The sequence below is a fragment of the Catenovulum sediminis genome, from assembly GCF_007289895.1.
GTDB lineage: Bacteria > Pseudomonadota > Gammaproteobacteria > Enterobacterales > Alteromonadaceae > Catenovulum > Catenovulum sediminis.
This window is the reverse complement of record NZ_CP041661.1, coordinates 234,264-259,599: the sequence shown is the minus strand read 5'-3', so window position 1 is coordinate 259,599 and position 25,336 is coordinate 234,264. Positions and strand designations below refer to the sequence as shown.

17 protein-coding genes and 1 pseudogene are annotated in these 25,336 nt (G+C 41.3%); 11 read left to right on the top strand and 7 right to left on the bottom strand.

Going from position 1 to position 25,336, the window contains the following annotated elements; all coding sequences use genetic code 11:
* Window positions 1-55: 55 nt before the first annotated feature.
* Complete coding sequence (locus tag FNT16_RS18540; RefSeq protein ID WP_246072577.1) at window positions 56-616, bottom strand: IS91 family transposase; 561 nt, start codon at window positions 614-616, stop codon at window positions 56-58.
* Here FNT16_RS18540 and FNT16_RS20470 point away from each other — a divergent pair.
* Window positions 559-756: a hypothetical protein gene (locus tag FNT16_RS20470; protein WP_185976820.1), complete on the top strand. Its 198-nt coding sequence runs from the start codon at window positions 559-561 to the stop codon at window positions 754-756. The genes FNT16_RS18540 and FNT16_RS20470 overlap by 58 nt on opposite strands.
* Here FNT16_RS20470 and FNT16_RS18535 read toward each other — a convergent pair.
* From FNT16_RS18535 to FNT16_RS18525, 3 genes and pseudogenes are all read right to left on the bottom strand, one after another.
* Window positions 742-930: pseudogene (locus FNT16_RS18535) on the bottom strand (phage integrase N-terminal SAM-like domain-containing protein); the annotation flags it as partial. The gene FNT16_RS20470 and the pseudogene FNT16_RS18535 overlap by 15 nt on opposite strands.
* 56 nt (window positions 931-986) lie before the next feature.
* Window positions 987-1,259: a type II toxin-antitoxin system RelE/ParE family toxin gene (locus tag FNT16_RS18530; protein WP_143873332.1), complete on the bottom strand. Its 273-nt coding sequence runs from the start codon at window positions 1,257-1,259 to the stop codon at window positions 987-989.
* Window positions 1,259-1,531 carry a type II toxin-antitoxin system RelB/DinJ family antitoxin gene (locus tag FNT16_RS18525; RefSeq protein ID WP_143873330.1) on the bottom strand — a complete coding sequence of 91 codons (273 nt, stop codon included), beginning with the start codon at window positions 1,529-1,531 and terminating at the stop codon, window positions 1,259-1,261. The genes FNT16_RS18530 and FNT16_RS18525 overlap by 1 nt, the downstream gene beginning before the upstream one ends.
* Before the next feature lie 164 nt (window positions 1,532-1,695).
* Here FNT16_RS18525 and FNT16_RS18520 point away from each other — a divergent pair, with 164 nt between their 5' ends.
* Together FNT16_RS18520 and FNT16_RS18515 are read left to right on the top strand one after the other, a co-directional pair.
* Window positions 1,696-2,184 carry a hypothetical protein gene (locus tag FNT16_RS18520; RefSeq protein WP_143873328.1) on the top strand — a complete coding sequence of 163 codons (489 nt, stop codon included), beginning with the start codon at window positions 1,696-1,698 and terminating at the stop codon, window positions 2,182-2,184.
* A gap of 359 nt (window positions 2,185-2,543) precedes the next feature.
* On the top strand, window positions 2,544-3,857 hold the full coding sequence (locus FNT16_RS18515; RefSeq protein WP_143873326.1) for an RICIN domain-containing protein: 1,314 nt from the start codon (window positions 2,544-2,546) through the stop codon (window positions 3,855-3,857).
* Between the two features lie 44 nt (window positions 3,858-3,901).
* On the opposite strand, the gene FNT16_RS18510 is transcribed toward FNT16_RS18515, so the two are convergent.
* A complete protein-coding gene (locus tag FNT16_RS18510; protein ID WP_143873324.1) occupies window positions 3,902-5,092 on the bottom strand; it encodes a hypothetical protein in 1,191 nt (396 codons plus the stop codon).
* A 413-nt stretch (window positions 5,093-5,505) separates the two neighbouring features.
* Here FNT16_RS18510 and FNT16_RS18505 point away from each other — a divergent pair, with 413 nt between their 5' ends.
* The 3 genes from FNT16_RS18505 to FNT16_RS18495 all read left to right on the top strand — a co-directional run bounded on the left by FNT16_RS18505 (window position 5,506) and on the right by FNT16_RS18495 (window position 10,494).
* A complete protein-coding gene (locus FNT16_RS18505) occupies window positions 5,506-6,180 on the top strand; it encodes an RNA polymerase sigma factor (RefSeq protein ID WP_143873322.1) in 675 nt (224 codons plus the stop codon).
* Window positions 6,177-7,316 carry a FecR family protein gene (locus FNT16_RS18500; protein ID WP_143873320.1) on the top strand — a complete coding sequence of 380 codons (1,140 nt, stop codon included), beginning with the start codon at window positions 6,177-6,179 and terminating at the stop codon, window positions 7,314-7,316. Before FNT16_RS18505 ends, FNT16_RS18500 begins: the two co-directional genes overlap by 4 nt.
* Before the next feature lie 97 nt (window positions 7,317-7,413).
* On the top strand, window positions 7,414-10,494 hold the full coding sequence (locus FNT16_RS18495; protein ID WP_143873318.1) for a TonB-dependent receptor: 3,081 nt from the start codon (window positions 7,414-7,416) through the stop codon (window positions 10,492-10,494).
* 81 nt (window positions 10,495-10,575) lie between these two features.
* Here the strand turns inward: FNT16_RS18495 and FNT16_RS18490 are convergent, their stop codons facing one another.
* Window positions 10,576-13,434 carry a TonB-dependent receptor gene (locus FNT16_RS18490; protein ID WP_143873316.1) on the bottom strand — a complete coding sequence of 953 codons (2,859 nt, stop codon included), beginning with the start codon at window positions 13,432-13,434 and terminating at the stop codon, window positions 10,576-10,578.
* 384 nt (window positions 13,435-13,818) lie between these two features.
* Between FNT16_RS18490 and FNT16_RS18485 the strand changes: the two genes are divergently transcribed.
* The 5 genes from FNT16_RS18485 to FNT16_RS18465 all read left to right on the top strand — a co-directional run bounded on the left by FNT16_RS18485 (window position 13,819) and on the right by FNT16_RS18465 (window position 24,335).
* The gene (locus FNT16_RS18485; RefSeq protein WP_143873315.1) at window positions 13,819-15,969 is read left to right on the top strand and encodes a carbohydrate-binding module family 20 domain-containing protein; all 2,151 of its coding nucleotides are present in this window, start codon (window positions 13,819-13,821) and stop codon (window positions 15,967-15,969) included.
* Between the two features lie 236 nt (window positions 15,970-16,205).
* Window positions 16,206-18,107, top strand: coding sequence for a sensor histidine kinase (locus FNT16_RS18480; protein WP_143873313.1), 1,902 nt, complete (start codon window positions 16,206-16,208; stop codon window positions 18,105-18,107).
* Window positions 18,098-18,955 carry a response regulator gene (locus FNT16_RS18475; RefSeq protein ID WP_143873311.1) on the top strand — a complete coding sequence of 286 codons (858 nt, stop codon included), beginning with the start codon at window positions 18,098-18,100 and terminating at the stop codon, window positions 18,953-18,955. Before FNT16_RS18480 ends, FNT16_RS18475 begins: the two co-directional genes overlap by 10 nt.
* A 26-nt stretch (window positions 18,956-18,981) precedes the next feature.
* Window positions 18,982-21,429 (top strand): TonB-dependent receptor, encoded by a 2,448-nt coding sequence (locus FNT16_RS18470; protein WP_143873309.1) that lies wholly within the window; start codon window positions 18,982-18,984, stop codon window positions 21,427-21,429.
* A gap of 326 nt (window positions 21,430-21,755) precedes the next feature.
* Window positions 21,756-24,335, top strand: coding sequence for a DUF7133 domain-containing protein (locus FNT16_RS18465; RefSeq protein ID WP_143873308.1), 2,580 nt, complete (start codon window positions 21,756-21,758; stop codon window positions 24,333-24,335).
* A gap of 79 nt (window positions 24,336-24,414) precedes the next feature.
* On the opposite strand, the gene FNT16_RS18460 is transcribed toward FNT16_RS18465, so the two are convergent.
* Complete coding sequence (locus FNT16_RS18460) at window positions 24,415-25,269, bottom strand: inositol monophosphatase family protein (protein ID WP_143873306.1); 855 nt, start codon at window positions 25,267-25,269, stop codon at window positions 24,415-24,417.
* Window positions 25,270-25,336 lie beyond the last annotated feature (67 nt).

Here is a 25,336-nt window from a genome sequence, read left to right as displayed (position 1 = left end):
ACCATTTCATGATGGCAGCACGGGCAAGTAACCTTCGGCCTTGGTGTTCGTAATTTTACGCCTGTTCACCTTGCCCGACATGCTGACAATCTGCTATCCAGCTGTTAGGTGAGCGTGGTACTTTGAGTTTTGCATCGGTTAAGGCTTGATGCATTTTAGCGCGAAAGACTTTGGCTAAATTTTGGGCATTAAACAAATAACGTCCGCGTTTTTGCTTAACCAGCTTCCCTGATTTATCCAGAGCCAGCGCAGGCACGATACAATGAACATGCGGATGAAATTCAAGTTGGCGAGAATGGGTATGTAACACCATACAACAGCCAAATTGCGCGCCCAGTTGTTTATCTCGGTTAAAAAAGCTGGCTAAGGTATCGGTCGCACTGTTAAATAAAGCATTAAATACTGTTTTCTGGTACCCATAACATAACCCACGCCACTGACTGGGTAGGGTAAACGTCACTAAGTAATATTGAGTTGGTAATAACCTTTGTTGCTGGTGCTGCAACCACTGCATATTATGATGTTGCTGACAACTTGGACAATGGCGATTACCACAAGATGGGTAATTTTGTTGAAGCGTTTTACAATCACGACATTGATATTCAATACGCCCCAACGCTTGTGTATGGCAAAGCTGAATGTCATCCAGTACGCGAAGATGCTCAGGTCGAATTTGATTGGCTTATATGGGCGGTGCAGTATGTGCTTGTAGCAAAATTGAATGGCATTACGCGCAATTTTAACCGCACTCCATGATTTATTGTCAACCAGATAGAGGAAGTAACGTTTCAAATCTTCAACGGATAAGTCATCTGGGCAAGTATCAAAAAAGTCAGCAGTTTGGCGCAAGGCCCGACTATAACACTCAATGGTTTTATCGCTTTTACCTAGCAATTTTAACTCATTGATATAAGTTAAATTCTGCCGCATAGCGGCTTCGCCATTATGCCCTACGTGCCTGCGCCCCTTATTTAAAAGTTACATGCCTACCGGAACAACTCGCTATGACTTCCAATTCGGGCTAATTTCAGGCTCTCGTCTTCTGATTTATAAATCAAAACTAAATCAGGCTTAACGTGACAATCGCGATAGCCTTGCCAATTTCCAGAAAGCGCGTGATCTAAATATTTTTCTGGTAGTTCTTTGCCAAGTTGTAACTGTTTAATGACATGACCAACCTCTACCACATCAGGGATTGGTAGTTTGGCTATTTTTTTAAAGTCTTTTTTGAATTGCGTCGAGTATTCTAGAGCTAACATTATTCTATATTGTCAATATCTAAATCGTTAAAGAGCTGCTCTACATTTTTAGCTTTATTTCCGTTTCCAGACTCCAATTCTTCGATTGCGGCAGTGGTCAAAGCGTTTGGCGTCTTGGCTTTAAGTTCAAACGGTATACCCCCGTGATTAATCACAGCTTTAGCGAATAGCTTTAGTGCCTGGGAGGTGCTTAGCCCCATATTCTCACAAACGTTAGTAAATGCTACCTTGGTATCATGGTCTATTCGGGTACTTAACATTTCAGTCTTCATAATGCCACCTAAATGCATCTTATGTAATACATGGTAATGCATAGTGTAACTGGCGGCGTGTAACAAAGCAATTACCGGACGTCCACTGCGTCGCTTAAAGTGTGCTTTAATAGCACACTTTAACCAACTACGTTCCCGCCGGTAATTGCGGCGTTAGAAGAGCTATGAAATATCTACTAGCCATCCCCATATTCGGCTTAGGGGTAATACACGTATTAACGTGGTTTAATATTGCACCTAATATTATCGTGTTAGTTTTATTTATAATTGCTTGTATTGGTCTGTGTTCTTATGGGATTAACTTATCAAATAATTACATATCCCAAAACGAGATCACATTGTTTGAAGTTGCGTTATCTCGTATCACCGGAAAATTTTTCCTCTTTATATTATTCGGTGTGTTTTACTTCATGTTTAGCATTATCTATAGTGCAGCGTTTGGTGGTGTGACAAAAGTTGATAATGGAAAGTTTTATGCGAGAGAAAAGGATACTTTAGATTATTATGAGATAGGTTTTGATGAATACTATACTCGTAGAAACCACCAAATTCGTGCAATATCGGGAGGTGTTTTAGTCTTTGGTTTACTTGGCTATGCAACAGTATTAAACCAAAAGTATAAGCATAATAAGGCGGTCAAATGGATCCAGTAATATTGTCACCTTTGTTGCAAAGAAACGCAGCAAAGCCGCCAACATCACTTCACCAGTTAACGCGGCGTTAAATTTTTTTGCGCATCTTTTGCTTGAGTCAGCTAAATATCCGATAGCCGACATTAAACATCTCACGCTTGAGCTTCCACAAAAACCATTCCAGAAAGTTCTAAACTTTATTGTCTCAGTTTCACACTTTATTGTTTAGTTTCAATCTATGTTGCCTTACCACAGTCGCGAGCCGTCGCTGAGTCGTGATTTTAGTCGTGTTAAAATTTCTTTGATTTATTGTTTACATTTAACTGTATGTGATCAATCATTATCTTGCTCAATTCACTTACACAATGAGGACTCAATTGATGCTTAAGAAAATCACACTATGCGCGTCTCTAGTACTAACTAGTACAACTGTTTTTGCCGCAGATTGGGATGGCGTACCAATCCCCGCGCCTGCTGGCCAAAATAAAGCTTGGCAATTGCAATCCATATCAGACGACTTTAACTACACAGCTTCACCCAATAATAAACCAAGCGCTTTTACGAGCCGCTGGAACGATAGCTATATCAATGCATGGAAAGGGCCTGGCGATACAGAATTTAGCTCCGGTCATTCGTACACAAATTCAGGTAAACTGGCTTTGCAAGCAGCTGAAAAACCGGGCACAGATAAGGTTTATGCAGGTATTATTTCTTCAAAACAAACATTCACTTATCCGTTGTATATAGAAGCACGCGCAAAATCTACCAATAATACAATGGCCAATGCAGTTTGGATGTTAAGTGCTGATTCAACGCAAGAATTAGATGCAATGGAAGCTTACGGCAGTGATAGACCGGGCCAAGAATGGTTTGATCGTCGTATGCATGTGAGCCATCACGTATTTATTCGCGAGCCATTCCAAGATTATCAGCCCAAAGATGAGGGCTCTTGGATATACAACGAGCAAGAGCCTTGGCGCGTTGCCTATCATAACTATGGGATGCATTGGAAAGATCCTTGGAATGTTGATTACTACATAGATGGTGTGCTTGTGAGAAGTGTTTCCGGCCAACAAATGATCGATCCGCACAATTACACCAACGGTACGGGTGTAAACAAGCCGCTGCACATTATTATTGATATGGAACACCAAGACTGGCGCGATGTTAAACCAACACCCGCTGAGCTGGCAGACCCTGCGAGAAGTATTTTTTATGTAGATTGGATCCGTGTATACAAGCCTGTTGATTCAGCAGCTTCTGCACCCACACCCCCTACAGGTGCAACTTCTATCAAGGTTAGACATAGTAACAAATGCTTAGATTTATCTGCTGGTAATTCTGCAAATGGTGCAAACATGCAACAATGGAATTGTAGCGCAACGAATACAAACCAAGATATAACCTTTGTTGCCAAAGGTGCTGGTTATTACGAAATGAAAACCAAACACAACAAATGTGTAGATGTAGCCGGTAAAGCAACCACTAATGGCGCGAATATAGTGCAGTGGAATTGTTACAACGGGACTAACCAGCAATTTAAACTACTCGATAAAGGCAATGGTTGGTTCCAGTTACAAGCCAAACATAGCGGTAAGTGTTTAGAAATTGCAAATTCTGCAACCACCAATGGTGCAAACGTGCAACAGTGGGCGTGTGGAAATGGCAATAATCAGCAATGGCAATTCCAGTAATTTAACATGCAATTGCCCGCAACTGTCTTAAATGGTTGCGGGTATTATTTATATTTTTCTTTCGCAGCTTTTTGGCTTGCAGGGTTAGTTAACGAATCAGCCCAGTTAATCGCTGCATCTTCATCTGTTTCCATCCACTTATTCATAATAATTCTGGCGATATCAGCTTGATAGTTTGCTGGAATGACATCAAATCGTTCAACCAGCCAAGTAATATCCTGATTGACTATGTTATGTGCAATATTGGTCAACAGTTGTTGTTGAATACTTGGGGTGCTTTCAGTTAACGCAAATTGCAATACAAATTGATGATTATGAGCGTCAGATACAGCTAAATCTAAAATGCTGGTTAAAGCGGCTGCTTGCAGTGTTGGATTATCTAAATTTTGGGCCCACGCTATAGCTGAGGTTAAATCTTGTTTTGCAACAACGTGCGCATAGTGCTCAATCAGTTTAGTTTTAGTTGGGTTTTCAGGCATTAATTCTAAATAATACAGCGCTTCTGCTGGTTGTTGCTCTATCATGTTTAACAATAGCTTATTCGCGACAGCGTGATACATATCCGGGCGTTCGCGCCCATCAATCCAAGCCAAAACTGCGTTGTAATCTTGTTTTGCCCAATCGACTAATATGCTGTCTATTACCTGCGTTTTTAATTGTGGATTAGTCAGACTCTCAGCTAGTGATAGTATCGAAGCTTGATTATGCGCGCTGGCACCGACGTAAGCCGATACAACTAAATCGGATTTCACGTGAGTTTCAAGTGTTTGTGATTCGAGCCAAGATAAAACAGAATTTAAATCATCCGCACTTGCAACTGCTACCACATCGTAAATTAAATAGCTCGATAACTCTGAAGGTAACAAAATTAAATGAGACAAAGCCTTGTCTACATCCATTACGACCCAAGCTGAATACAAATTAAATAAATGCTCAATCGACGGCCCAGTGCTCGTTGATAGCAAGTTGATGCACGTTTTAATCTGCGCTGGACTCTCTAACTGTAAATTTACATCTTTGCAATCGGCAGGGGTAATTTTTTGCTCGTTGCCGGTTTCTGTGCTGAGGTGTCCACTTGTTGCATCAGGTGTATCTACAGTATGAACTAGGGATCCAACCCTATTTTCAGTATCCGCTGTTGATGCTTGCGAGTGAGTAGGCTCACGAAGGAAAAAAGACAATAATCCAACAATGCAAAGCATTATTAGTGATAATGCTACAATTGAACCTTTCATAACCTTGCCATAAGTTTAGGAGACATTTAATTGTACATAATTTTTTTATTGAAACCAGATATCAACTTTGTCTATTTTCATGTTTGTCTATTTTCATGCCAATACCTTATTCTGTACCACACCCAATACGCCTTAAGCTTATGTTGCCTCTAATGCTTTAGTATTAACGCAGACTTTTATTGATGTAGTATATGTAAATCTGCTTATCTATCCATTACATTGTAAGTTGCCCTAGGTGACCTGACTAATCGCGTCACTTAGGTCTGCCAAACTCATTGGCATACATAGAGCTGCAACACGTCAGATGAACTTTATTTTTACGGTTTTTGGCAAAAATTTCGTTTTATGGGTATTCAACTTTTAGTTTTGCTTTTGCGCTTTTGCGAACAGGCATTGCAATATTGGGGTAAACAATGTCGATGATTTTCCGTGTATTTGTGGAAAATAACGCTTTTTTAAAAAAGTTTTTAACGCGGTTTATGTCATCTAAACAAGACATAGAAGATATTGTACAAGAAGTATATATCAGAGCGCACAATGCAGAAAAAGAAAAGGCGATTGAACAACCCAAAGCATTTTTGTTTCGCGTTGCAAAAAACCTCGCGCTGGATGAACTAAATAAAAAGTCTCGCTTGGTAACAAGCTATCTTGAAGATTGTATTGCTACGATTCCGGTTGAAAAAACCGCATCGATAGAGTCAGAGGCAGAAGCAAATGAAACTTTGGACATATACTGCCAAGCCATAGAGCAGCTACCAGATAAATGTAAACACATTTTTTTGTTGCGCAAAGTGCATGGTTTAAAACATCAAGAGATTGCGACAAAACTGAATATTTCACTCAGCAGTGTCGAAAAACATCTTAAGATGGGGGGGGCGTTTTGCCAGCAATATATGCAAGAGCATCAACGCGAATCTATTCAAAAGTGCTACCAAGTGCACGGCCAAACAAGCAATCGAACTAACAGTCAAGCGAACAATCAAGCGAACAATCAAGCGCACAAACAAGCACATAAACATGCGAACAAACAACCAACAGTACAAGTAGCAAATAACGTCACGCAAATAAAGATGAGGAAAGGACGATGAAAAGCTTTGAAGAATTTGAACAAAGTATGTCCAAACTTGAATCAGAAGCATGGGATTGGACCATTCGTTTAGATGCAGATGAACCGATGACAGCGCGCGAAAAATCGAAATTAATTGAGTGGTTATCTGCAAGCCCTGCGCATATTGAACAAATACGTAAAATAAACGAGTTTTGGGGCGATACTTTATTGGCAGAACTGGCCATTTCAGCCAAACAGAGAAAGTCTAAACAGGGAAAGGCCAAACAGAAAAAGGGAATACAGCATAGCTGGCTGAATCCAGCATATGGATTTTCCTTTACTTTTTTACTGGTAATTTGTTTAGTTGTTGCAACCAACTGGATCCAGCCAAGCGGAGTTGAAAAGACAAGTTACCTAAACCAGGAATACCTAACTAAAATGGGTCAGCAAAAAAACATAGACTTATCCGATGGCTCAAAAATCATCCTCAACTCAGGTAGCCAAATGCGGGTTTTTTATTCGGATAGAAGCCGCGATATATGGTTGATGAAAGGCGAAGCCTATTTTGCTGTTGCAAAGGATCCGTCCAGACCATTTAGCGTGTATGCAAATAAAGGTCGGGTAGAGGCCGTGGGAACCGCTTTTTCAGTTGATTTGCGGCCAAATGGCGACATTAATGTTGTGGTTACAGAAGGGCGTATCGCTTTATCAAAGATTAATGATGAGATGGGAGAAGACAATAACAAGCGCTTAACTCAAGCATTTGTAGGCGGCGAACCGAGTTTGTTTACTTCTTATAAAAAACGGATGAAAGAGCTCACACAGATGGAAGCTGGCGAATACATCACTTTGCTACACAATATAGATTTTCAACAGACAAAAGCTAAAGTGACGCAAAACATCAGAAAATTATCTGAAATCGAGCTGGAAGCGGATCAAGCATGGCGTAATGGTGAATTGGTTTTTACTGGGCAAACTTTGGTCCAAGTGGTCAATGAATTAGAACGATATACAACAGAGCAAATCATAATAGACGATCCGGCGATAGAATCGTTACAAATTGGTGGACGTTTTAGAGCAAATCAAACAGATACCCTGTTTGAAAATTTAAAAGCGAACTTTAATTTAAAGATTGTCAAAAAGTCGGATGGGAAAGTCATTATTTCTAAACCATAAGTTTGATTAATAATACAATAGTTTTAATGATGCAAAATTAAAATGATGTCGCTATACTGCCCTCTTTAATGAATTGTTAATTTGATTAAAGAAGTGTATGCGAAGGTGTAAATTGGGATGGCTTTTAGTTTTTGTGTGGTGTGTTGCAAACCAACTGCAAGCTGAGAATAACCTCAAAAAAAATGAGCTACAGCAGCAGGTATATTATCTTAATATTCCACGTTCTGATGCGGCGAGCGCTTTAAATAAGCTCGCCCAACAAACAGATAGCGTACTGATATATTCTTTCCAGCAAGTACAGCAGCATCAAGCAAATGCATTGCATGGCTACTTTAGTCTAGCGGATGCATTGCATTATATTTTGTTGGGTGGCGGTTTAAGCGCCGAATTTATATCGCCAGATGTAATTAAAATATCTGCGATTCAACATCAAAAAAACAATCCAGACTCAGCTCAAACAACACAAAGTACACAAACACCCCACAACACAGCTCAACAAACTAACATTGCTGAAGTCATCCGAGTGGATGGTATTCGGCACAGCTTAGATAAAGCTTTGGATATCAAACAAAATGCAAACACGATTGTTGATGTCATTGTTGCAGAAGATATTGGTAAACTGCCTGATAATACGGCAGTTGAAAGCCTTGCCCGTTTACCGGGTATACAAGTCACCCGCTACAAAGATGAAGCAGATGGTTTAGTGATTCGGGGTTTGCCTTATTACACGACAACCTACAACGGACGAGAAATTTTCACCGCTGAATTGCGCAGGGTTCAACTGCAGGATTTTCCGTCACAATCTTTGTCTGCCATTGAAGTATACAAACAGGGGACGGCTAAATTACTTGAGTCGGGTGTGGGTGGGCTTATTAATGCGGTAACCCGGAAGCCTTTTGATTTTGCCAGTTCAAAATTTGCAGGGGCGATTCAACTGGGTTACAACGACCAGACTGAACGTGCCGCCCCTATAGCTAACTTGCTTATTTCAAGTCGTTGGCAAAATCAGTGGGGTGAATTCGGTGGATTGGTTAATGCAAATTTTGCGCGCTCTTATTATTACAACGGCATTAAATACACTGGGACTTATTACCCTGAAGCTTCAGAACATTGGCAAATTTCACCGGCAGAAAACCAACATATTGACTTTTTTATGCCAGTAAATGTGGGTTTGTATAATGAAGGTGGCAAACGAAGCCGCCCCTTAATGAATTTTGCTTTGCAATGGAAACCGTCTGAGGGTTTTGAATATTATCTTGAGGGGATTTATCAAGGTTTTAGAGCGAAAGCTTACAAAGACCAGTTTGACATAAACTTAGCGCACTGGGATGCATCTTTACCGCCTATACAGATTAATGATTTGCAGTTGTTTGACAGTCACCTTGAACTTAAACAGGCTAAAAGTTTTAGCAAACAAGGTGGCCTATCCCCGTTTGGATATCGTTTGGCAAATAAAGAACAAACAAATACCAATCAAATAGCGATGGGCGCCATTTGGCAGGGGAACGCTGTTCGACTGCAAACCGATCTGGCATATACCAATAGTGATTATAACAATGCTATTTGGAGTTTAGACTTTATATTAGACAAACCGCAGCGAGTGGATGTTGAGTTTAATACACCAGAAGGTGTGCGTATCAAGTTGCCAGACTTTCAACCATTTGAAGCAGAGCAATACCTGTGGAGAGGTTATTTTGAGCGAATGGATGTAGCTGCCGGTAGCGGAATTCAATGGCGAACAGACGCCACTTATTTTACTTCATTCGATTATTTTCATCGTATTGATATGGGCTGGCGCTACGCAAAAAGAGATGCAAGTTCGAAGTTTGGCTGGCGCTATTTTAATACTCAATATTTAGCGCAACCTTTAAATAAATTGGCATTTATTGAATATGAAAAAACATTAAACCCGTTTCGCAATGATACTGGCGGGCTTAATCAATATCTGGCCCCGACACGTGAGAGTATTGCTGATAATCATGAAACTTTACGGTTAATGACACTCACTGCAATTGAAGATTTAATCGAACAGCACCCAGAACAAGATGATTTATATCCAGCTCAACAAGCATTCTCTAATGCAGAAATACCGATAAATCCGGACAGTGACTATGCTGCTAACGAAACTCGTTATGCGTTTTATCTGCAAGCAGACTACGAGCTCCCTATCGGCGCTTTTATGATGGATGGCGGGATCGGCGTGCGTGTTCTAAATGTGCATTCCGATGTGTTTGGTACAAGCACGATCCGTGATGCATTAGCGAGTCGTACACAACAAGCTTTCGTTAACCATAACCAGATGTATTATCTGCCCAGTTTCAATATGCGGATTAAATATAGCGACGCGCTACAGCTACGCTTAGGGTATGCGAAAACGATGAATAGGCAGGGATTTGCGCTGTTAAATCCGGCGATGAATATTTCATTGTTATCCTTGGACACGCCGACTATTCATCAGGATGGTAGCATTAACGCGCGAGCTTATGGAGGGAACCCGAACATCAAAGCACTCACCTCTAAAAATTATGATCTCAGCTTAGAATATTATTATGGTTTTTCGAGTTACTTAAGTGGAGCACTTTTTTACCGTGATTTAAATGGCTTTGCGCACTGGTTACACAGTGTCATTGACGATCCGGAATATGGCCAGGTCGAAATATTCAGACCCGAAAATGCTCAGCACGGGCGAATATACGGGTATGAAGTGAATTGGCAAACCTTTTTAGATTTTATCCCTGTGATCGGCCAGAACGTGGGATTGAGTTGTAACTTAACCTATTTGCAGGGCCAGTCGAATAAACGCAATGAACAAGGTGAATTTACTGAGTTGTCTGAATTCCCCGGTTTATCAAAATGGACCTACAACACCGTTTTGTTTTACGAAGCCGATAAATTTTCAATTCGCTTGTCTTATAACTATCGTTCGTCATGGATTAATTTGCACACGGGTCTGTCAGAAAGTGGTGGTTTTACGGGGCGTAAAACGCGTGCGCGCGATAGGTTAGATGTGTCTGCCAGTTATCAACTGAATAAACAGTATGCGGTATTTGCCGAAATCAGTAATTTAATCGCTCGCCCATTTAGAAATTACAACCAGTTGAATGACACACAATACTATAATATCGACTTAAGAGATGAAGGTCGTTATTTTAATCTGGGCATGCGTTTTAATTTTTGACCTCTGTGTATGGCGGACCGCTCAATTAAACCGGCGTATATTTTACGCCGGTTTAATTAAAACATAGGCTCAACTTGTTAATTAAAAACTAAAGCGCACACCGCCACCAAAATAACGTCCTTCTTCACGTAAATCCTGGACATAACTTACGCTGTACTGTTCTTCATCGGATGGGCCAAACGAATTGACCGTGTAGTTTTCAAACGGTTTGGCCAATATATTTGCCATGTCAAAATAAACGGTGAAATTATCGTTTATATTGTAGCTCATACCAAAATCCAATCTGTTTCTGGATTTGGTTTGGTTGCCAAGAAATCCGTCTAGCTGAGGACTTGGCGAAGAGCCATACCAATTAACCCAAGCATCACGTTTGTTATAAGATAATCGCATTGAAAAATTATCTTTTTCGTAAAAAACAGCCGCATTGTAAGTCATTTTTGACAACCCAGGTATTTTGCGATCTTCTTCAAATGTTCCATCCCCTTTAGGTGTTTTATTGTAGCCCTCTAACTGGGTAACATTGGCAGAAAGACCAAAGGCATGCATAAATTTTGGCATAAAATCAAATTCTAAAAAGGTTGATGCGTTAATTTCCCAGCCTTCCAGTTTTCCTTCGGCTGCATTTTCGGGCCGATGTAATTGCACTAAACCATATCTATCAGATTCAATAAATCTGGTATACCAATTGATAAAACCATCCAATTCTTTGTAAAAGAGTGCACCACTGACATAGCCTGTTTGTGAGAAGTAATATTCCAGGCTGAGATCGTAATTATCAGACGTTAATGATTTCAAATCGGGATTGCCGGATGAACCAAAAGCATCGATTTGAACCTGTTCACCGTCTGGGATGTTAGGGTTGTCAACTGTGTCTTGTCGTTGGGTGATGTTGAGCGCTGGGTTTAAATCACCAAAATTTGGTTTAGTGCGGGTTTGGGTAAATCCCCCACGCATTTGTAAATCATCTGTCAACTGCGCTCTAAAGCTAATATTAGGTAGTACATCTGTATAGGTGTTTTTAGCAATGGCTGGACTAACAATGCGTTCTCCGTCTTCATTGACAACGGTCGAGAAACCTTCGCTCTTACTGATGGTTTGCGTCACTCTCAGACCCGAAAATACATCCACGCCAACATCACCAATGTCAAAATATGACTTTGTTTGAACATAGGCGGCAAAGGTTGTTTCTGTTGCTTGCCAATTTAGCGCAGGATCAAGCTGTAAATCGCTTTCCCAGAGTGAGGCCCCGTAGCTATCGCCTTTATCAAGCAAAATGTTATAAGACATTTCGCGCAATTTATCTGCATTGTTTCTAATGCTGTCACGTGTCGGTGCTAAATATTGCCGTGTTTTTTGCACATCAGAACGGAAAGGATCATGTGTTAACGCCATATCTAGATATTCTATATCTGAAATCTTGATACTTTGTTCCCAGAAACCGGCGTATCTTGCACCTTGTTTTTTGCTTGCTCTACGGTCGCTCCAGCGCACACCGGTTTTAACCGTGTGTAACCAGTCTCCCAAACCGGTGGCCACTTCAAGATCTGTCCGCCATTGCCAGCCCGATCCGGCGACATCATATACACTATTAAAAAAGCCTCTCGCTTCGTATGTACTTTCGTCGGTTGGATCCCAATCTAAAGGCTCAAAAACAGCAGCGCCGTCATCTGCAATAAAGTTAATATTAAAAGTAGGCGAGTAAGATAACCCTGTATCCCAACTCCACGCATCATGATGATATTCACTGTCGGTATAGGCCAAATCAGTTTCGAGCTTCACATCATCTGATATGTATTTAGCACCTGCTGCAAACTGATATGTATTGGTATAATCCTTACCTGTTGAGCGGAAAAAATGCGGTGGCAGGCCCTGCGATTTTGTCATACTGGCAACTTGCAGGTTATTCGTACCTTCAACAAATTCTAGGTTGGTCAGTTTGACGTCAAACGGAACATCTGCGCCGTTTCCGTGTAGCCAGTTCCAATCAGACGTGGGCACAATTATATTATCTGTGTTGCCTTCACCTCTAAATCCTTGGTAAATCCCGTCGACATAAACCTCTAGTTTATCATCAGGTCTCCATTGTACGGCAAAGTTAGCAGAAGGGCGTGAGCGTTTACCATTTTCACTAAAAATACCAACTTGTGCCGGCATCACAAAACCACCTTCTTGATGCGGTGCTTCAATTTCCCACCAAGGCACAGCGATACTATTCCAGGTAGAATTGTAGCGCAGCCCGTTATAATACTTACTTTGCGCATACGTTAGATTCCCCAGAAAGCCAACTTCCCCGATACTGGTGTTCCAGCGGTTTGAATAAAGCAGGTTACCTGCCGGGCTGGCTTTTTCGCTTTGATCGTTGTAGCCATAATGTAAACCGCCGGCAAATTTTTCACCTTCAAAATCAAATGGGCGACGGGTACGTAAATTTACTAAACCAGCTAATCCTGGCTCAACTAAATCCGCTGTCCCTGATTTATAAACCTCTATACCAGCGAGTGCTTGCGATGGGAAATCTTGCAATTGGCCACGGCGCAGTTCAGCGGTAAAAAATTCCCGACCGTTATATGTCGTCGTGATATCAGGTAAACCCCGGATAAGTATTGCATTAGCTTCGTCGTTGTAACGGGTCACTTGTACACCAGCTATTCGAGCAATACTTTCTGCTGCTGTGACGTCAGGTAGCTTTCCGATGTCTTCAGCCACAATGGCATCGACAAATGAATCCGAGTTCATTTTGATATCTTGTGCTTTCATCAAGCTGGAGCGGAGTCCTTTAACCTGAATAATTTCGGTGGTTTCGTCTGCGGTTTCTGCTGACGATTCTGCATTTTGTGCTTGTACCTCGGTATCTTCATCCGCTTGTTCAGCAAAGGCGGGGGCAATCGCAGTTGCTAGTGCGAGTGTTAGTGCGGTCTGTGCAAATGGAATATTGCGCATTCTAATCTCCATAACGTGTGTTGATATAATTGTTGTTAGAACAGTCTTGGAATTTCCTTACAACTGCTTGCTATTAGACGAATGCGCAGAAAAAAGCCGTAAAAAATGTATGCTTTTGTTGTTTTAGTGTTTTTTTTATGTGAATAGGAGTTTGATGCATACGTATTCATTTCAGCACGGAAATCTTACTGTATGGCGCTTTAAAGTTGTGATATGCCTTATTTATTAGGGGCTCGGACATAATGAAGGTTTTTGTTTTATGTTTTTTTATACAATTTGGAAACATGTATGAAACAAAATGAGTTGTTAAATATTCCACTCATCGCTAGGCTGATTGTGCAATTTTGAATTGCAAAATAACTTACACACACATTGGAATGAAGCATGAAAACAATAAATTCAATTATTAAAATAACCGCTTTAGCACTCAGTTTAAGTGCTAATTGTGTGCAAGCAGATGCTTGGTTAAATGGGGATGAAAATGCCATTTGGCAAATGTCGCCCGGAGTCTATAAAGAGGGCAATAGCTGGTATGTCATATTCCACGCTGCGGCTGGTGATTCAAACGTATCTATATACGGCGATTTTACCCAGGGTGAAAGTGGCGCAATACCCCTGACGAAAACACCAGATGGTCACTTTTGGTGGTTTAAGGGTACTGATCAAAGTTTTGCTCAAGTACCACAGCATGGTGATGAATATCGATTTAAATTAACACGTGACGGGCAGGAAATGACATTTCAAGATCCTGCAGCGCGCTGGGTTAGCAGCTCTGAGTTAGGCTCGGGCATGTCTAAGATTTATTTGTCTGATGCTTACCAATGGCAAAGCACTGGATGGCAGCGACCTGTACAGGAACAATTGAATATTTATCAAGTGCATCCGTTACGTTTTACCGACCGAAATAGCGGCACGCCATTTCAGCAGGTAACAGAAGAGTTAGATGGTGATGGCACGAATGATTATATAAATAACCTGAACGTCACAGCGCTCGAGTTGTTGCCAGTTAATGAATTTGCCGGTGACTTAAGTTGGGGTTACAACCCTTCATTTTTTTACGCCGTTGAATCTTCTTATGGTGGACCTGATCAGCTTAAAAAACTGGTTGATACGGCCCACCAAAATGGTATCGCTGTAATATTGGATCTTGAGTTCAACCATGTTGCCAGCGGCGATAATATTCTTTGGACTGTCGACAATACCACCTACATGGATGGTGATACGGTTTGGGGGCCGCTATATAACTTTAATGATCCGGTTGCCAAGCACTTTTTAATACAAAATGTTTTGTACCTAGCTCAAGAATTTAAAATTGATGGTTTCCGTTTTGACCACACCAATACCATCCATAATCCAAACAGTGGTTTTGTGACTCAGCCCGGCGACGGTGGTGGTTGGGATTTACTGCGTGAGATGTATGGTAAAACTAAACAACAAGACAGTGCAATTTGGTTTACCGGTGAAGAATTGCCAGACTGGTGGGGTATTACATCTGACGACACTGGCACAGTTGTAGAAGGTACCAGCCATGCGCCTATGGATAGTCAGTGGGTTGATACATTCCATGATAATTTCAAAGCAGTGTTAACGGGTGGAAGTTTAGATCTACTTTGGTCTGTTTTCGGGCACTTTGGGGATGGTTGGCAAGATGCTACTGTTTACACTGAGTCACATGATGAAGTGGGTAATACCGACGATAGAATTGCTAAACGCGCACGAGACGGCAAAGGTTGGGAGATGAATCAAATTTCGTTGGCCGGAACTGTTTTGGCACGGGGTACGCCAATGGCATTTATGGGGCAAGAAGGTGGTGAGACGAGACAATTTCATATTGACTGGTGGGACGACCGGCTCGATTTATCAGATTATGAAACCAACGCTGGGCGTAAAAAAGTGCTTGCATGGTACAGTGAGTTAAATGCAATCAGAGCTAAAAACACAACCGCGTTTGCTTCAGGAGACAGCTATATTCACCATATACATGACGCTAACGGGGTGGCTGCCTTTAGTCGAAATGCGGGTGAATACGTAATTGTTATGAACTTTAAAGGCAATACTTATCAAAATTATGATATCGGAGTCACTGGCAATTATGCTGAAATTGCAAATACCAGCTGGACACAATTCAATCTTGGTGGTGTGCCAAGCGCAACGCGTGGTGAAGGTGTTGCAGCGCAGATCAGCAATGTACATATTCCAGCATATGGTGCCGTGGTACTGCAGCGAGTCGATCCTGTTTCTTCAAGCACGAGCATAGATTTTACCTGTCAGAATGGTACAACAGTGTGGGGACAAAATGTCTATGTGGTCGGCAATCAGCCAGAAATAGGTAACTGGAATGCGGCCAATGCGGTTAAACTCGACGCGAGCGCTTACCCTACTTGGACAGGAACAATCAGCGATTTTCCAGCCAATACAAATGTTCAGTGGAAATGTATTAAACGAGATGTCGGCGCTGTCGAATGGCAAAGTGGCGCAAACAATAGTGTTAATACGCCGGCAAGTGGATCGGTTAGCTCAGTCGGGCAGTTCTAATCTCGCTAAATGTTTTGGTTAGATATTTTGAGCCATAATTAAAAACAAAGGTCTCGCACGAGACCTTTTTATCGTTAACGTATGGCTACCAAATGGGCCAGCCTCCTGAAATAAGCATTCGTAGGATAAATCTTAGGGCTGGGGGCGGTTTTATTTGTTTAGAAAAATTGATAAATAAATGGTCAGCGACTAGCCTTAAATCATAATTGCATAGCCTAATTTATACTCCGTCATTTATGTTCAAATCCATCTTGGGTTTATTATTTTTCCTTGTTTTTACCTCATTTAGTGTTGTGACTGAGGAGTTAGACAGGCCATCACAGCAACCCGTGCAGGTTTTGTTGTTGAACTCATTTAATCAGGATATGCCTTGGCAGCAAAGCGTAGAATCTGGTTTACGACAAATATTAGATAGTCAGGCAATCCCTTTTAATTTGTTTATTGAGAATCTGGATGTAGGGCGCTTCGACGAAGCGGAGCAACTTGCTTTGTTTAAATACTATTTGCTCAATAAATATGCTGATAAAAAGGTAGATGTTGTTGTAACGCAAGATGCTGCGGCTGCGATATTATTACGTCAGTTACCTCAGTTTCATCGATCTGTTCCTCGTGTTTATGTTGAGCCTGGGGCTGGTTTTAAATTATTGGCGGGTGAAAGAGGACTTGTATTAAACACGACCGTAAATTATCAAAAAGCGAGTAATTCTGCTATTAAACTGATGCAGCCGGATAAGGTGCTGGTGATTGCAGATACCAATAATTCAATATCTTTAGAAGCGCACAATGCATTAGTAAAGGTGCTGCAACTACAAAATAGCAAAATACAAATTGAAACTTTAAGTAATTTACCGGTTCAGCAATTAGTCGAGAGGTTAGAAACTGCGCAACGGAATTCAATTGCACTGTATACCCCAATCTTTCGGCAAGTAGATGGGATTCCGCAGACGCCTTATCAGACCGCCATTAGATTAGCTGAAAAGAGTAATGTGCCTATTTTTACATATTGGTATCCTTTAATGGGGTCTGGTGTGGTAGGCGGTTATTTATTATCAGGTGAATTGGTGGGCCAACAAACCGCCTTGGCGATTATACGGCATGTACAAGGTCAGCCTTTTGTCAATGTTGAGCAATCATCTTTAAGTGCTTTTCATTATGATTGGCGGCAATTGACAAAATTTGGCATTGACTTTGGCAGGCTGCCAGAAAACTCGATATTAGAATATTATAAACCTTCGTTTTACGAACAGTACAAAAGCATTATTTTTGTTGTTTTTGCTGCGTTCGTTGTACTTATATCCTTGTTGGTGTTTGTCGTTTCACTGAACACAAGAAGACTAAATTTATTAAATGAATTAGAGAGCGAGCGCCAATTACTTGAATCTAGGGTATTAATTCGAACGCAAGATTTGGAAAAAGCAAAAAATGAAGCTGAAAATTCGGCCAAAGCAAAATCAGAGTTTTTAGCGAATATGAGCCACGAAATCCGCACACCTATGGGCGGCGTTATTGGTTTAACAAATTTATTAAAGCAGACCCCATTATCTGATAAGCAGCGCCAATATCTAGATAAAATAGGCTATTCGGCCGACCAATTATTAGTGGTAATTAATGATATTTTGGATTTTTCTAAAATTGAATCCGGCAATATCGAATTAGAAGCGCATCCTTTTTCGATCAACACAGTTACTGACTATCTAACAGCCACTTTTGACACTGTAGCCCAGGAAAAAGGGATTGATTTCGTCGTTTCACTGGATAGTAAACTACACCCAGACTTAGTGGGTGACATTGTCAGAATTAATCAGGTGTTAATTAACCTGTGCTCTAATGCTTTAAAATTTACTCACCAAGGTCAGGTACGGGTGCGTATTTATCCGTTAGAGGGCAACGTCGATGCACCAACTGAAAATTATCCGATTGTGTTTTCTGTTTCAGACACTGGAATTGGTATCGAGAATGACAAATTGAATTCTTTGTTTGATGCATTTACCCAAGCGGATACCTCCACAACGCGTAAATTTGGTGGCACAGGTTTAGGTTTGAGTATCAGTAAACGATTATGTCAGTTAATGCAAGGTGATATTCAGGTAGACAGTGAGTTGGGGGGGGCTCAACTTTCACCGCTGTCATGCATTTAAAATTGAATGACCAAGTTGTCTTGCATGAAGATAAACAATTAAAGTTTGATAAAGCAATGTCGGTTTTGATTGTGGATGACAACCCAATAGCCATTGACGTTTTGCAGCAGCAATTAATGCTATTTAACTTATCGGTTGAAACAGCCATCTCTGCCCGCGAAGCAATGCAAAAAATTAATGCGCGCACAACTGCTTATGATGTGATTATCTCGGATTGGACGATGCCTGTAACCGATGGTGAAGCTTTTATACGCAAATTCCGTGCTGTTAAAACAACTTGGCACACACCCGTAATTGTTTTGACAGCATATAACCTGGATGTCGTTGAAAGTTGCGCTGCAGAATTAAATATCTCTTCGGTACTCCGTAAACCTGTACCCGAAAGCGTATTGTTTGAAACGCTCAAAGCAGTCACCTCTAAAGGGGGATATGAAAAAGGTATGGTTAACACACAAGCTTTCTCTGCAATGAAATTTTTAGTTGCAGAAGACAACGAAGTGAATCAATTAATCATTTGTGAGTTGCTCGCTTCTGAAGGAGCCTGTGTTGATATAGTTGATAACGGATTGCAATGTATAGAGGCATTTATCGAAGGGCATTACGACATGATATTAATGGATATTCATATGCCAACGATGGATGGTGTAGAAGCGACACAACGCATTCGAAAATATAAAGATAGTACTAAAAGTGCGATTCCGATTGTTGCACTAACCGCCAATGTGATGTCCGACGACATAGACTATTATTTGTCAATTGGTATGAATGCACATGTTGCTAAACCAATACATCTTGAAACCTTAAAAAATACAATTGCTTCGCTCACACATACCGTTGGCGATGACTAACAGCGCTTGTTATTGGAGTTTAACTTTTGAAGATTCGTAAATTTTCTGCACGTTTTATCAGTATATTAGGTTTGGCACCTGTCTTGTTTGCATCGGCCGTTTTTGCGAACGAAAGTATGCCTGCTAAATTCGATGCTGAGCCAAAAATTGAAGTTATCCAAGTCTCTGCACAAAAAAGAAAACAAGATAATCAGGAGGTTGGAATTTCAATTACTGCGCTGTCAGCAAAAGCCATTGAGCGCTTAGCGATATCGGATAATGTTGAAATTACACAGCAAGTGCCTAATTTGCAGCTCACTAGCTTTTCACCTAATTTAGCACTATTTAATTTGCGTGGCGTATCACAAAATAGTTTTACCGATAATTTAGAATCTCCGGTAGCAGTGTATGCAGATGATGCGTATATCGCTAGTTTGAATGCGGTATCCGGTTTGCTATTTGACGCTAAACGAGTCGAAGTATTAAGAGGGCCGCAAGGCACGTTATTTGGCCGCAATGCGACAGGTGGAATGATTCATTATGTTTCTAACGATGCCAGTGAAGCGGTATTCAACGGTTATTTGAAAGCAGGCAAAGCTCGCTTTGACAGAACATTTATTGAATCTGCTGTCGGGGGAAGTTTAAACGAGACTATACGCGCGCGCTTGGCGTTTAGGCAGGAAAAAGCAGATGGGTATATAAAATCGGCCAGCACGGATATACGAGCAATAGGTGGGGCGGATGCGCAAGCAGCTCGGTTAAGCTTACAGGCTGAAGTTTTTGATAACGTATTGTTGGACTTCAGTCATGTCTATGCGAAAGATCAAGATGTGCCAACGGGGGGCTATGCGTTTTTACCCTGGACCGAAAAGGAAATCGCGAACACCTATTTACCGCCTGAATTAGTCGACTTTACGCAAAACGTTATTTTAGAAGGAGAAGCGCCGCCCAATCAAATGACAATAGAAGACTTCACCAAGCTTGTCTTTTTTAACACCGAAGATGGATTTACGCCTGTCGATAGCGCCGGATTGACGCTTTATCAAGGTGATCATGCAATGCCGCATAAACACTTTTCAAATATTAATGGATTTCTTAATCGCAAAGTGCAAAATTCAACGGCAAAACTGACCATTGATTTAGCAGATGAGGTTGAGCTGATATCAATTTCTAACCTTCAATTTTTAGATAAAATTTATTTAGAAGATGGTGATGGTATCGCAGCGCCAATCATTGCTTTTCAGACTGAGACAGATTATCAGCAATGGTCGCAAGAGCTAAGGTTATCTGGTATTGGTGCATCCGCTCGATGGCAATTGGGGAGCTACTGGTTAGATATGCAGCAGGAAGGACGAATAACTACAATAGGTAACCCGGTTATCCGGCTGGCTACAACACTAAAAAATGAGGGCTTGCTTGCAGACAATTACGACCCGTTAATTGGTTCACCACAAGCCACACAAGACTATAGAACAGATTCTGAAAATTTTTCGGTATTTGCTCAATATGAGTATTTACTAACCTCAGATTTAGTCATTATTGCCGGTTTGAGATGGTCTGAAGATGATAAGTCATTACACTATCGACGTGGTTTTGAAGATAAAAGTGCAGACATCGCACTTATCGAGCAAGTGAGCGTTAATCCAGACAGCTCAAATATAGCGGTAATTGATTACCAAGATTATTCGGCGCGACTCCAGCTTAACTGGCAATTAAATAACGAGATCTTGAACTTTGTTTCGTATAACCGAGGTATAAAAGTGGGCAATTGGGCATTTTCTGCTGGTGTGCCGGTTGAGAATATGCAACACAAGCCTGAAACACTCCATGCTTACGAAATGGGAAGCAAAGCGCTTTTACAGGATAAAAGTCTACAGTTGAACGCGACGGCGTTTTATTATGACTATCGTGATTATCAGGCTTTTTCAATGTCTGGTTTAGCGCCACAAATAGATAACTCAGACGCGACGGCTTATGGTGGCGAAATAGAACTGAGCTGGCAGCCTAACATTCACATTTTTGCACAACTTGGCTTGTCCTTTATGCAATCGGAGGTTGAAAACGTTAGCGCTGTTGATGAATGGATTTCTCCTGTTGCCAACACCGTTATCGACTTTCCGTTAGATGTGTTAACAAACCGGGAACTTCCAAATGCGCCTGACTATTCGGTTAATTATCTATTCAATTATGTGTGGCCTGTAACATCCACTATAGTGAGTGGCGAGCTCAGTATGCAACTCGATGGTGTGTATTATGATGATCAATACCTAGAAGTGAGCAATGGCGGCGGTGCTTATCAAAAAGCTTATGGTGTAAACAATGCACATCTTGCGTATACAACGGCAAACACCCAAGTACAGCTGATGTTATGGGTGAAAAACCTGACGAATGAAACTTACAAACAATATAATTTGGATCTGGGCATGTTAGGTTCAACAGCCTATTATGCACCGCCTAGAACATATGGCGTTTCACTGAAATTTTCATTTGAATGATCATTTATATGAGAATTAGAGTTTAACGACTCTCCAGTTATCGGCGTGTCGGCTAATATATCCGGCTATTTTATCGGGCTATTGTTATGCCTTTATCTAAATGATCGAGAAAGTTGGGGGAACCAGCTCACTCTAGCTGTTCATTGGTGATGAATCTTTGAATTTGTTGGTCAGCAATTTTTCGATCTTGATTGTTTATAAGTGCCATATAAAAGCGAGCTGGATAACTGTAATTTATTCTTTATGAGTGTATACTGTTAACATTGTTGGGCGGTTTGTTAAATATTATTTTCGCCCTGTTAGCCGTTTGTATGTGAGTCTCTGTGATGATTAAAAAATTAATAAAACTCTCTGTTTGTAGTATCTTTACCTTGCATTTTTCTGCTGTGCAAAGTGCACCTGTTGATAAAAAAATCAAGCCACTCTCGCCGCAGGAATCGTTAGCGACTATGGTGGTGCAAGACGGTTATGCAATGCAGTTGGTTACCCATGAACCCTATGTCGAAGAGCCTGTTTTATTGTCGTTTGACGGCAATGGCAGAATGTATGTGGCAGAAATGCTGACTTATATGTTGGATATAGATGGTTCTAAACAGATGGAACCCGTAAGCAGAATAAAACGATTAGAAGACACAGATAACGACGGCGTGGTTGATAGTTACACCGTATTTGCTGAAAACTTACTGTTGCCCAGAATGATTCTGCCATTGCAAGATGGCAAAATTATCGTGCGGGAAACCAATACGTTCGATTTATTGTTGCTGGAAGATTTAGATGGCGATGGCGTTTCTGATAAGCGCACGACCATTTTTGCCGGTGGGCCGCGCGGTGGAAATTTAGAACACCAGCCTAGTGGTTTGATTTGGGGGTTGGATAACTGGTTGTATGTGACTTACACCAATAAACGATATCGTTTTGAAGACGGTAAAATTATCGCGCAAAATATACGGTATGGCGGCGGTCAGTGGGGATTAGGACAGGACGATGCCGGCCGTTTATATTATTCTGCTGCGGGTGCAGAAAAGCCCGTGTTTAGTTTTCAGTTTCCAAGTGTTTATGGCATTGTGCCAGTAGAAGGTGAGTTGGCTGAGGGCTTTAATGAGGTCTTTCCAATTGAGACTGTGCCCGATGTACAAGGCGGAAAACCCAGACTGCGTGCCGACAATACGTTAAATCATTTTACCGGGGTAGCCGGACAAAGCGTTTATTTAGGCGACAAATTACCTGAGCTTTACGGCAACTATATTGTGCCAGAGCCAGTTGGTAATTTAATCCGCCGCGCAGAAATTAAACGCAATGAGGGTTATTCTGTGATCAGCCATCCGTATCAATCAGAGCGCAAAGAGTTTATTGCTTCGACGGATTCTGCATTTCGCCCGGTTTGGAGCGAAACCGGGCCAGACGGCACCTTATATATCGTCGATATGTATCGCGGTATTATTCAAGAAGGCAACTGGACCAAAGAAGGTTCATATTTGCGCAAAGTCATCCAAGAGTTTGAACTGGATAAAATTATTGGTCGTGGCCGTATATTCAGGGTCACAAAGCCAGGTGTTGAATTGGGTGCAAAACCCAAAATGTATAATGAGTCTGCTGAGCAGTTAGTTGCGCATTTGTCACATCCAAATTTTTGGTGGCGAATCAATGCACAAAAATTACTGGTGTTAGAAAAAGATTTATCTGTTGTCCCTAAGCTTAAAAAAATCCTTAAAGCAGATAAGAACCCACATGCAAGATTGCATGCGTTGTGGACGTTGGAAGGTTTAGGTGCAATTGAGGCGGATTTATTGCTTGAGGCTTTCAAAGATGCTGACTCTAATGTTCGCACATCGGCTGTTCGAGTTTCAGAGCAATTCGTCAGCAAACAAGACAGTAAAATGGTTAAACACTGGCAGAAGCTGATTAAAAATGCCGATATAGAGTTAGCGCAGCAAATTATGTTGTCTGCATTTTATGTTGAGATAGAAGATAAACAGCGTGCGCAAATTCGCAGCGACTTATTAGCCCGTTTTCCGCTGAAGAAAGGCTTATTAGCCATTGATACCGCGATGCAATACCAGATAAAAGAACGGGAAGCTCAGCAAGCTTTGGCTAAAAATAATAAAGCCTTAGCGGATGCGCTGGCGCGAGGTAAAAACCATTTTGATTCGCTGTGTGCTACTTGTCACGGTAAAGAGGGGCAGGGTGCGCCAGCTGGCAATGGTTTATTAGCGCCCTCATTTGAGAAAAACCCACGTGTTAACGGCAATTTAGCGATTTTAGGCAGAATTGTATTGGATGGTTTAATGGGGCCGATTGAAGGTGAAACTTATGCCGGTGGTATGATGGCATCGATTGCCAGTAACGACGATCAGTGGATTGCTGATGTGTTGACTTATCTGCGCAATAATTTTGCTAATCAGGCATCTATGGTCAGCGCACAGCAGATTGCAAAACTAAGAACGCTGGATGCTCAGTCTTCACCTTGGACGCTCGATGCGCTTGAACAAAAATATGGACAAAAGTTAACAAATAAAAAAGCGTGGAAATTTAGCGCCAGCCATAACCCGAAAAATTTTGCTGCGTTAATTGATGGCAAAGCAGATTGGGCAAAATGGGATAGTGAAGATTTACAACAAATTGGCATGTGGTTGCAGGTAGAATTACCGCAGGTTTATCAGATCAGTCAAGTTTATATGGACTGTCGTAAATGGTCATGGCGCTGTGCTAAAGCGTTTGATTTAGAATTTTCGATTGATGGCGAAAACTGGCAAAAAGTGGATTCTAACATTGAAAAAAGTCCGCAACGTACAAGCGAAACGTTAGGTCAAAAAGCTAAGTTTATCCGTTTTGTTTTGCAAAACGGTAGTTCGCAACAAACTTGGTCTGTCACTGAAATAGATATTTACGGCAGCCCCGCCAACTAAACTGGCAAAACTGACCCTGCCAATTGATCTGAATTTCATTGGCAGGGGCTATTGCAAACTGTCTTTTAAGTAATTAGTTTTAGTGAATACATTCAATCCAGCTATCGCAAAAGCTTTTATGGTTGGCATAAACCATAATCTCACGCGAGCGGGCATGCCCCTTTTTATACTGTGAAAAATCGAAATCTTCAGTCAGTTTATAGATCGCTGGCTGACCATCTGCAAAACCGGCATAAAAGCCTAGATTGCGTAAAATCGCCATGCCAGCTGCTGCATCCCAAACATGTAAACTGGCATAAATACCGGCCATGCGACCCAGCGTTAGATATATAAACGGAAATACAATGCTGTAATAGGTTGTCACGCCGCGGGTTAAACCCGTGATGGTTTTTGTTTTAGCTGTTAGCTGGTTGATCACTAAAACACGTGATGGATGCTCACAATTATCTTTAAGGTGCGGTGAAACTTCGGTTAACTCATTAAATGCAGGTAATTGACCCTTTCCTTTGGCGTAATATGTTTTGCCATTTTTTGTAATAACCGCTTCAAATGTACCGGGCAATACGATACATCCTTCACAAATCTCACCGTTTTCGGCATAACCAATTGAAATGCCCCAAAGCGGTATTAACGAGGCGTAAGGTACAGTGCCGTCAATCGGGTCAATGATATAACAATTGCCGGCCAGCGCGTCGTTCAGTTCGTTTTCGCTGAGCTCTTTAATGGTTTCTTCACCAATGACACTGATATTTTTAGTTGCATCAGATAAGGCCTGAATTGCCATGTTTTCCACCAGCTTATCAGCTTGCGTGACAATAGAATTGTCTGGCTTTATTTCGGTTGTGAGCTTTTGTTGTTCCGTAACCGCGGTTTCTGCGAGTTTACAGGCGGTCTGATAGACAAACTCTGCATTCCAATTTGATGAATTTGGCAAACGATAACTCCCTGATTAAATTTTAAAATTTAAAATTCAATTGTACCCAGAGTAACGAGTAACTACT

Coding starts and splice junctions, on each gene's coding strand:
- FNT16_RS20470 (WP_185976820.1), top strand. CDS start 559: ATGGGTAATTTTGTTGAAGCGTTTTACAATCACGACATTGATATTCAA.
- FNT16_RS18530 (WP_143873332.1), bottom strand. CDS start 1,259: ATGTTAGCTCTAGAATACTCGACGCAATTCAAAAAAGACTTTAAAAAA.
- FNT16_RS18525 (WP_143873330.1), bottom strand. CDS start 1,531: ATGAAGACTGAAATGTTAAGTACCCGAATAGACCATGATACCAAGGTA.
- FNT16_RS18520 (WP_143873328.1), top strand. CDS start 1,696: ATGAAATATCTACTAGCCATCCCCATATTCGGCTTAGGGGTAATACAC.
- FNT16_RS18515 (WP_143873326.1), top strand. CDS start 2,544: ATGCTTAAGAAAATCACACTATGCGCGTCTCTAGTACTAACTAGTACA.
- FNT16_RS18510 (WP_143873324.1), bottom strand. CDS start 5,092: ATGAAAGGTTCAATTGTAGCATTATCACTAATAATGCTTTGCATTGTT.
- FNT16_RS18505 (WP_143873322.1), top strand. CDS start 5,506: ATGTCGATGATTTTCCGTGTATTTGTGGAAAATAACGCTTTTTTAAAA.
- FNT16_RS18500 (WP_143873320.1), top strand. CDS start 6,177: ATGAAAAGCTTTGAAGAATTTGAACAAAGTATGTCCAAACTTGAATCA.
- FNT16_RS18495 (WP_143873318.1), top strand. CDS start 7,414: ATGCGAAGGTGTAAATTGGGATGGCTTTTAGTTTTTGTGTGGTGTGTT.
- FNT16_RS18490 (WP_143873316.1), bottom strand. CDS start 13,434: ATGCGCAATATTCCATTTGCACAGACCGCACTAACACTCGCACTAGCA.
- FNT16_RS18485 (WP_143873315.1), top strand. CDS start 13,819: ATGAAAACAATAAATTCAATTATTAAAATAACCGCTTTAGCACTCAGT.
- FNT16_RS18480 (WP_143873313.1), top strand. CDS start 16,206: ATGTTCAAATCCATCTTGGGTTTATTATTTTTCCTTGTTTTTACCTCA.
- FNT16_RS18475 (WP_143873311.1), top strand. CDS start 18,098: ATGCATTTAAAATTGAATGACCAAGTTGTCTTGCATGAAGATAAACAA.
- FNT16_RS18465 (WP_143873308.1), top strand. CDS start 21,756: ATGATTAAAAAATTAATAAAACTCTCTGTTTGTAGTATCTTTACCTTG.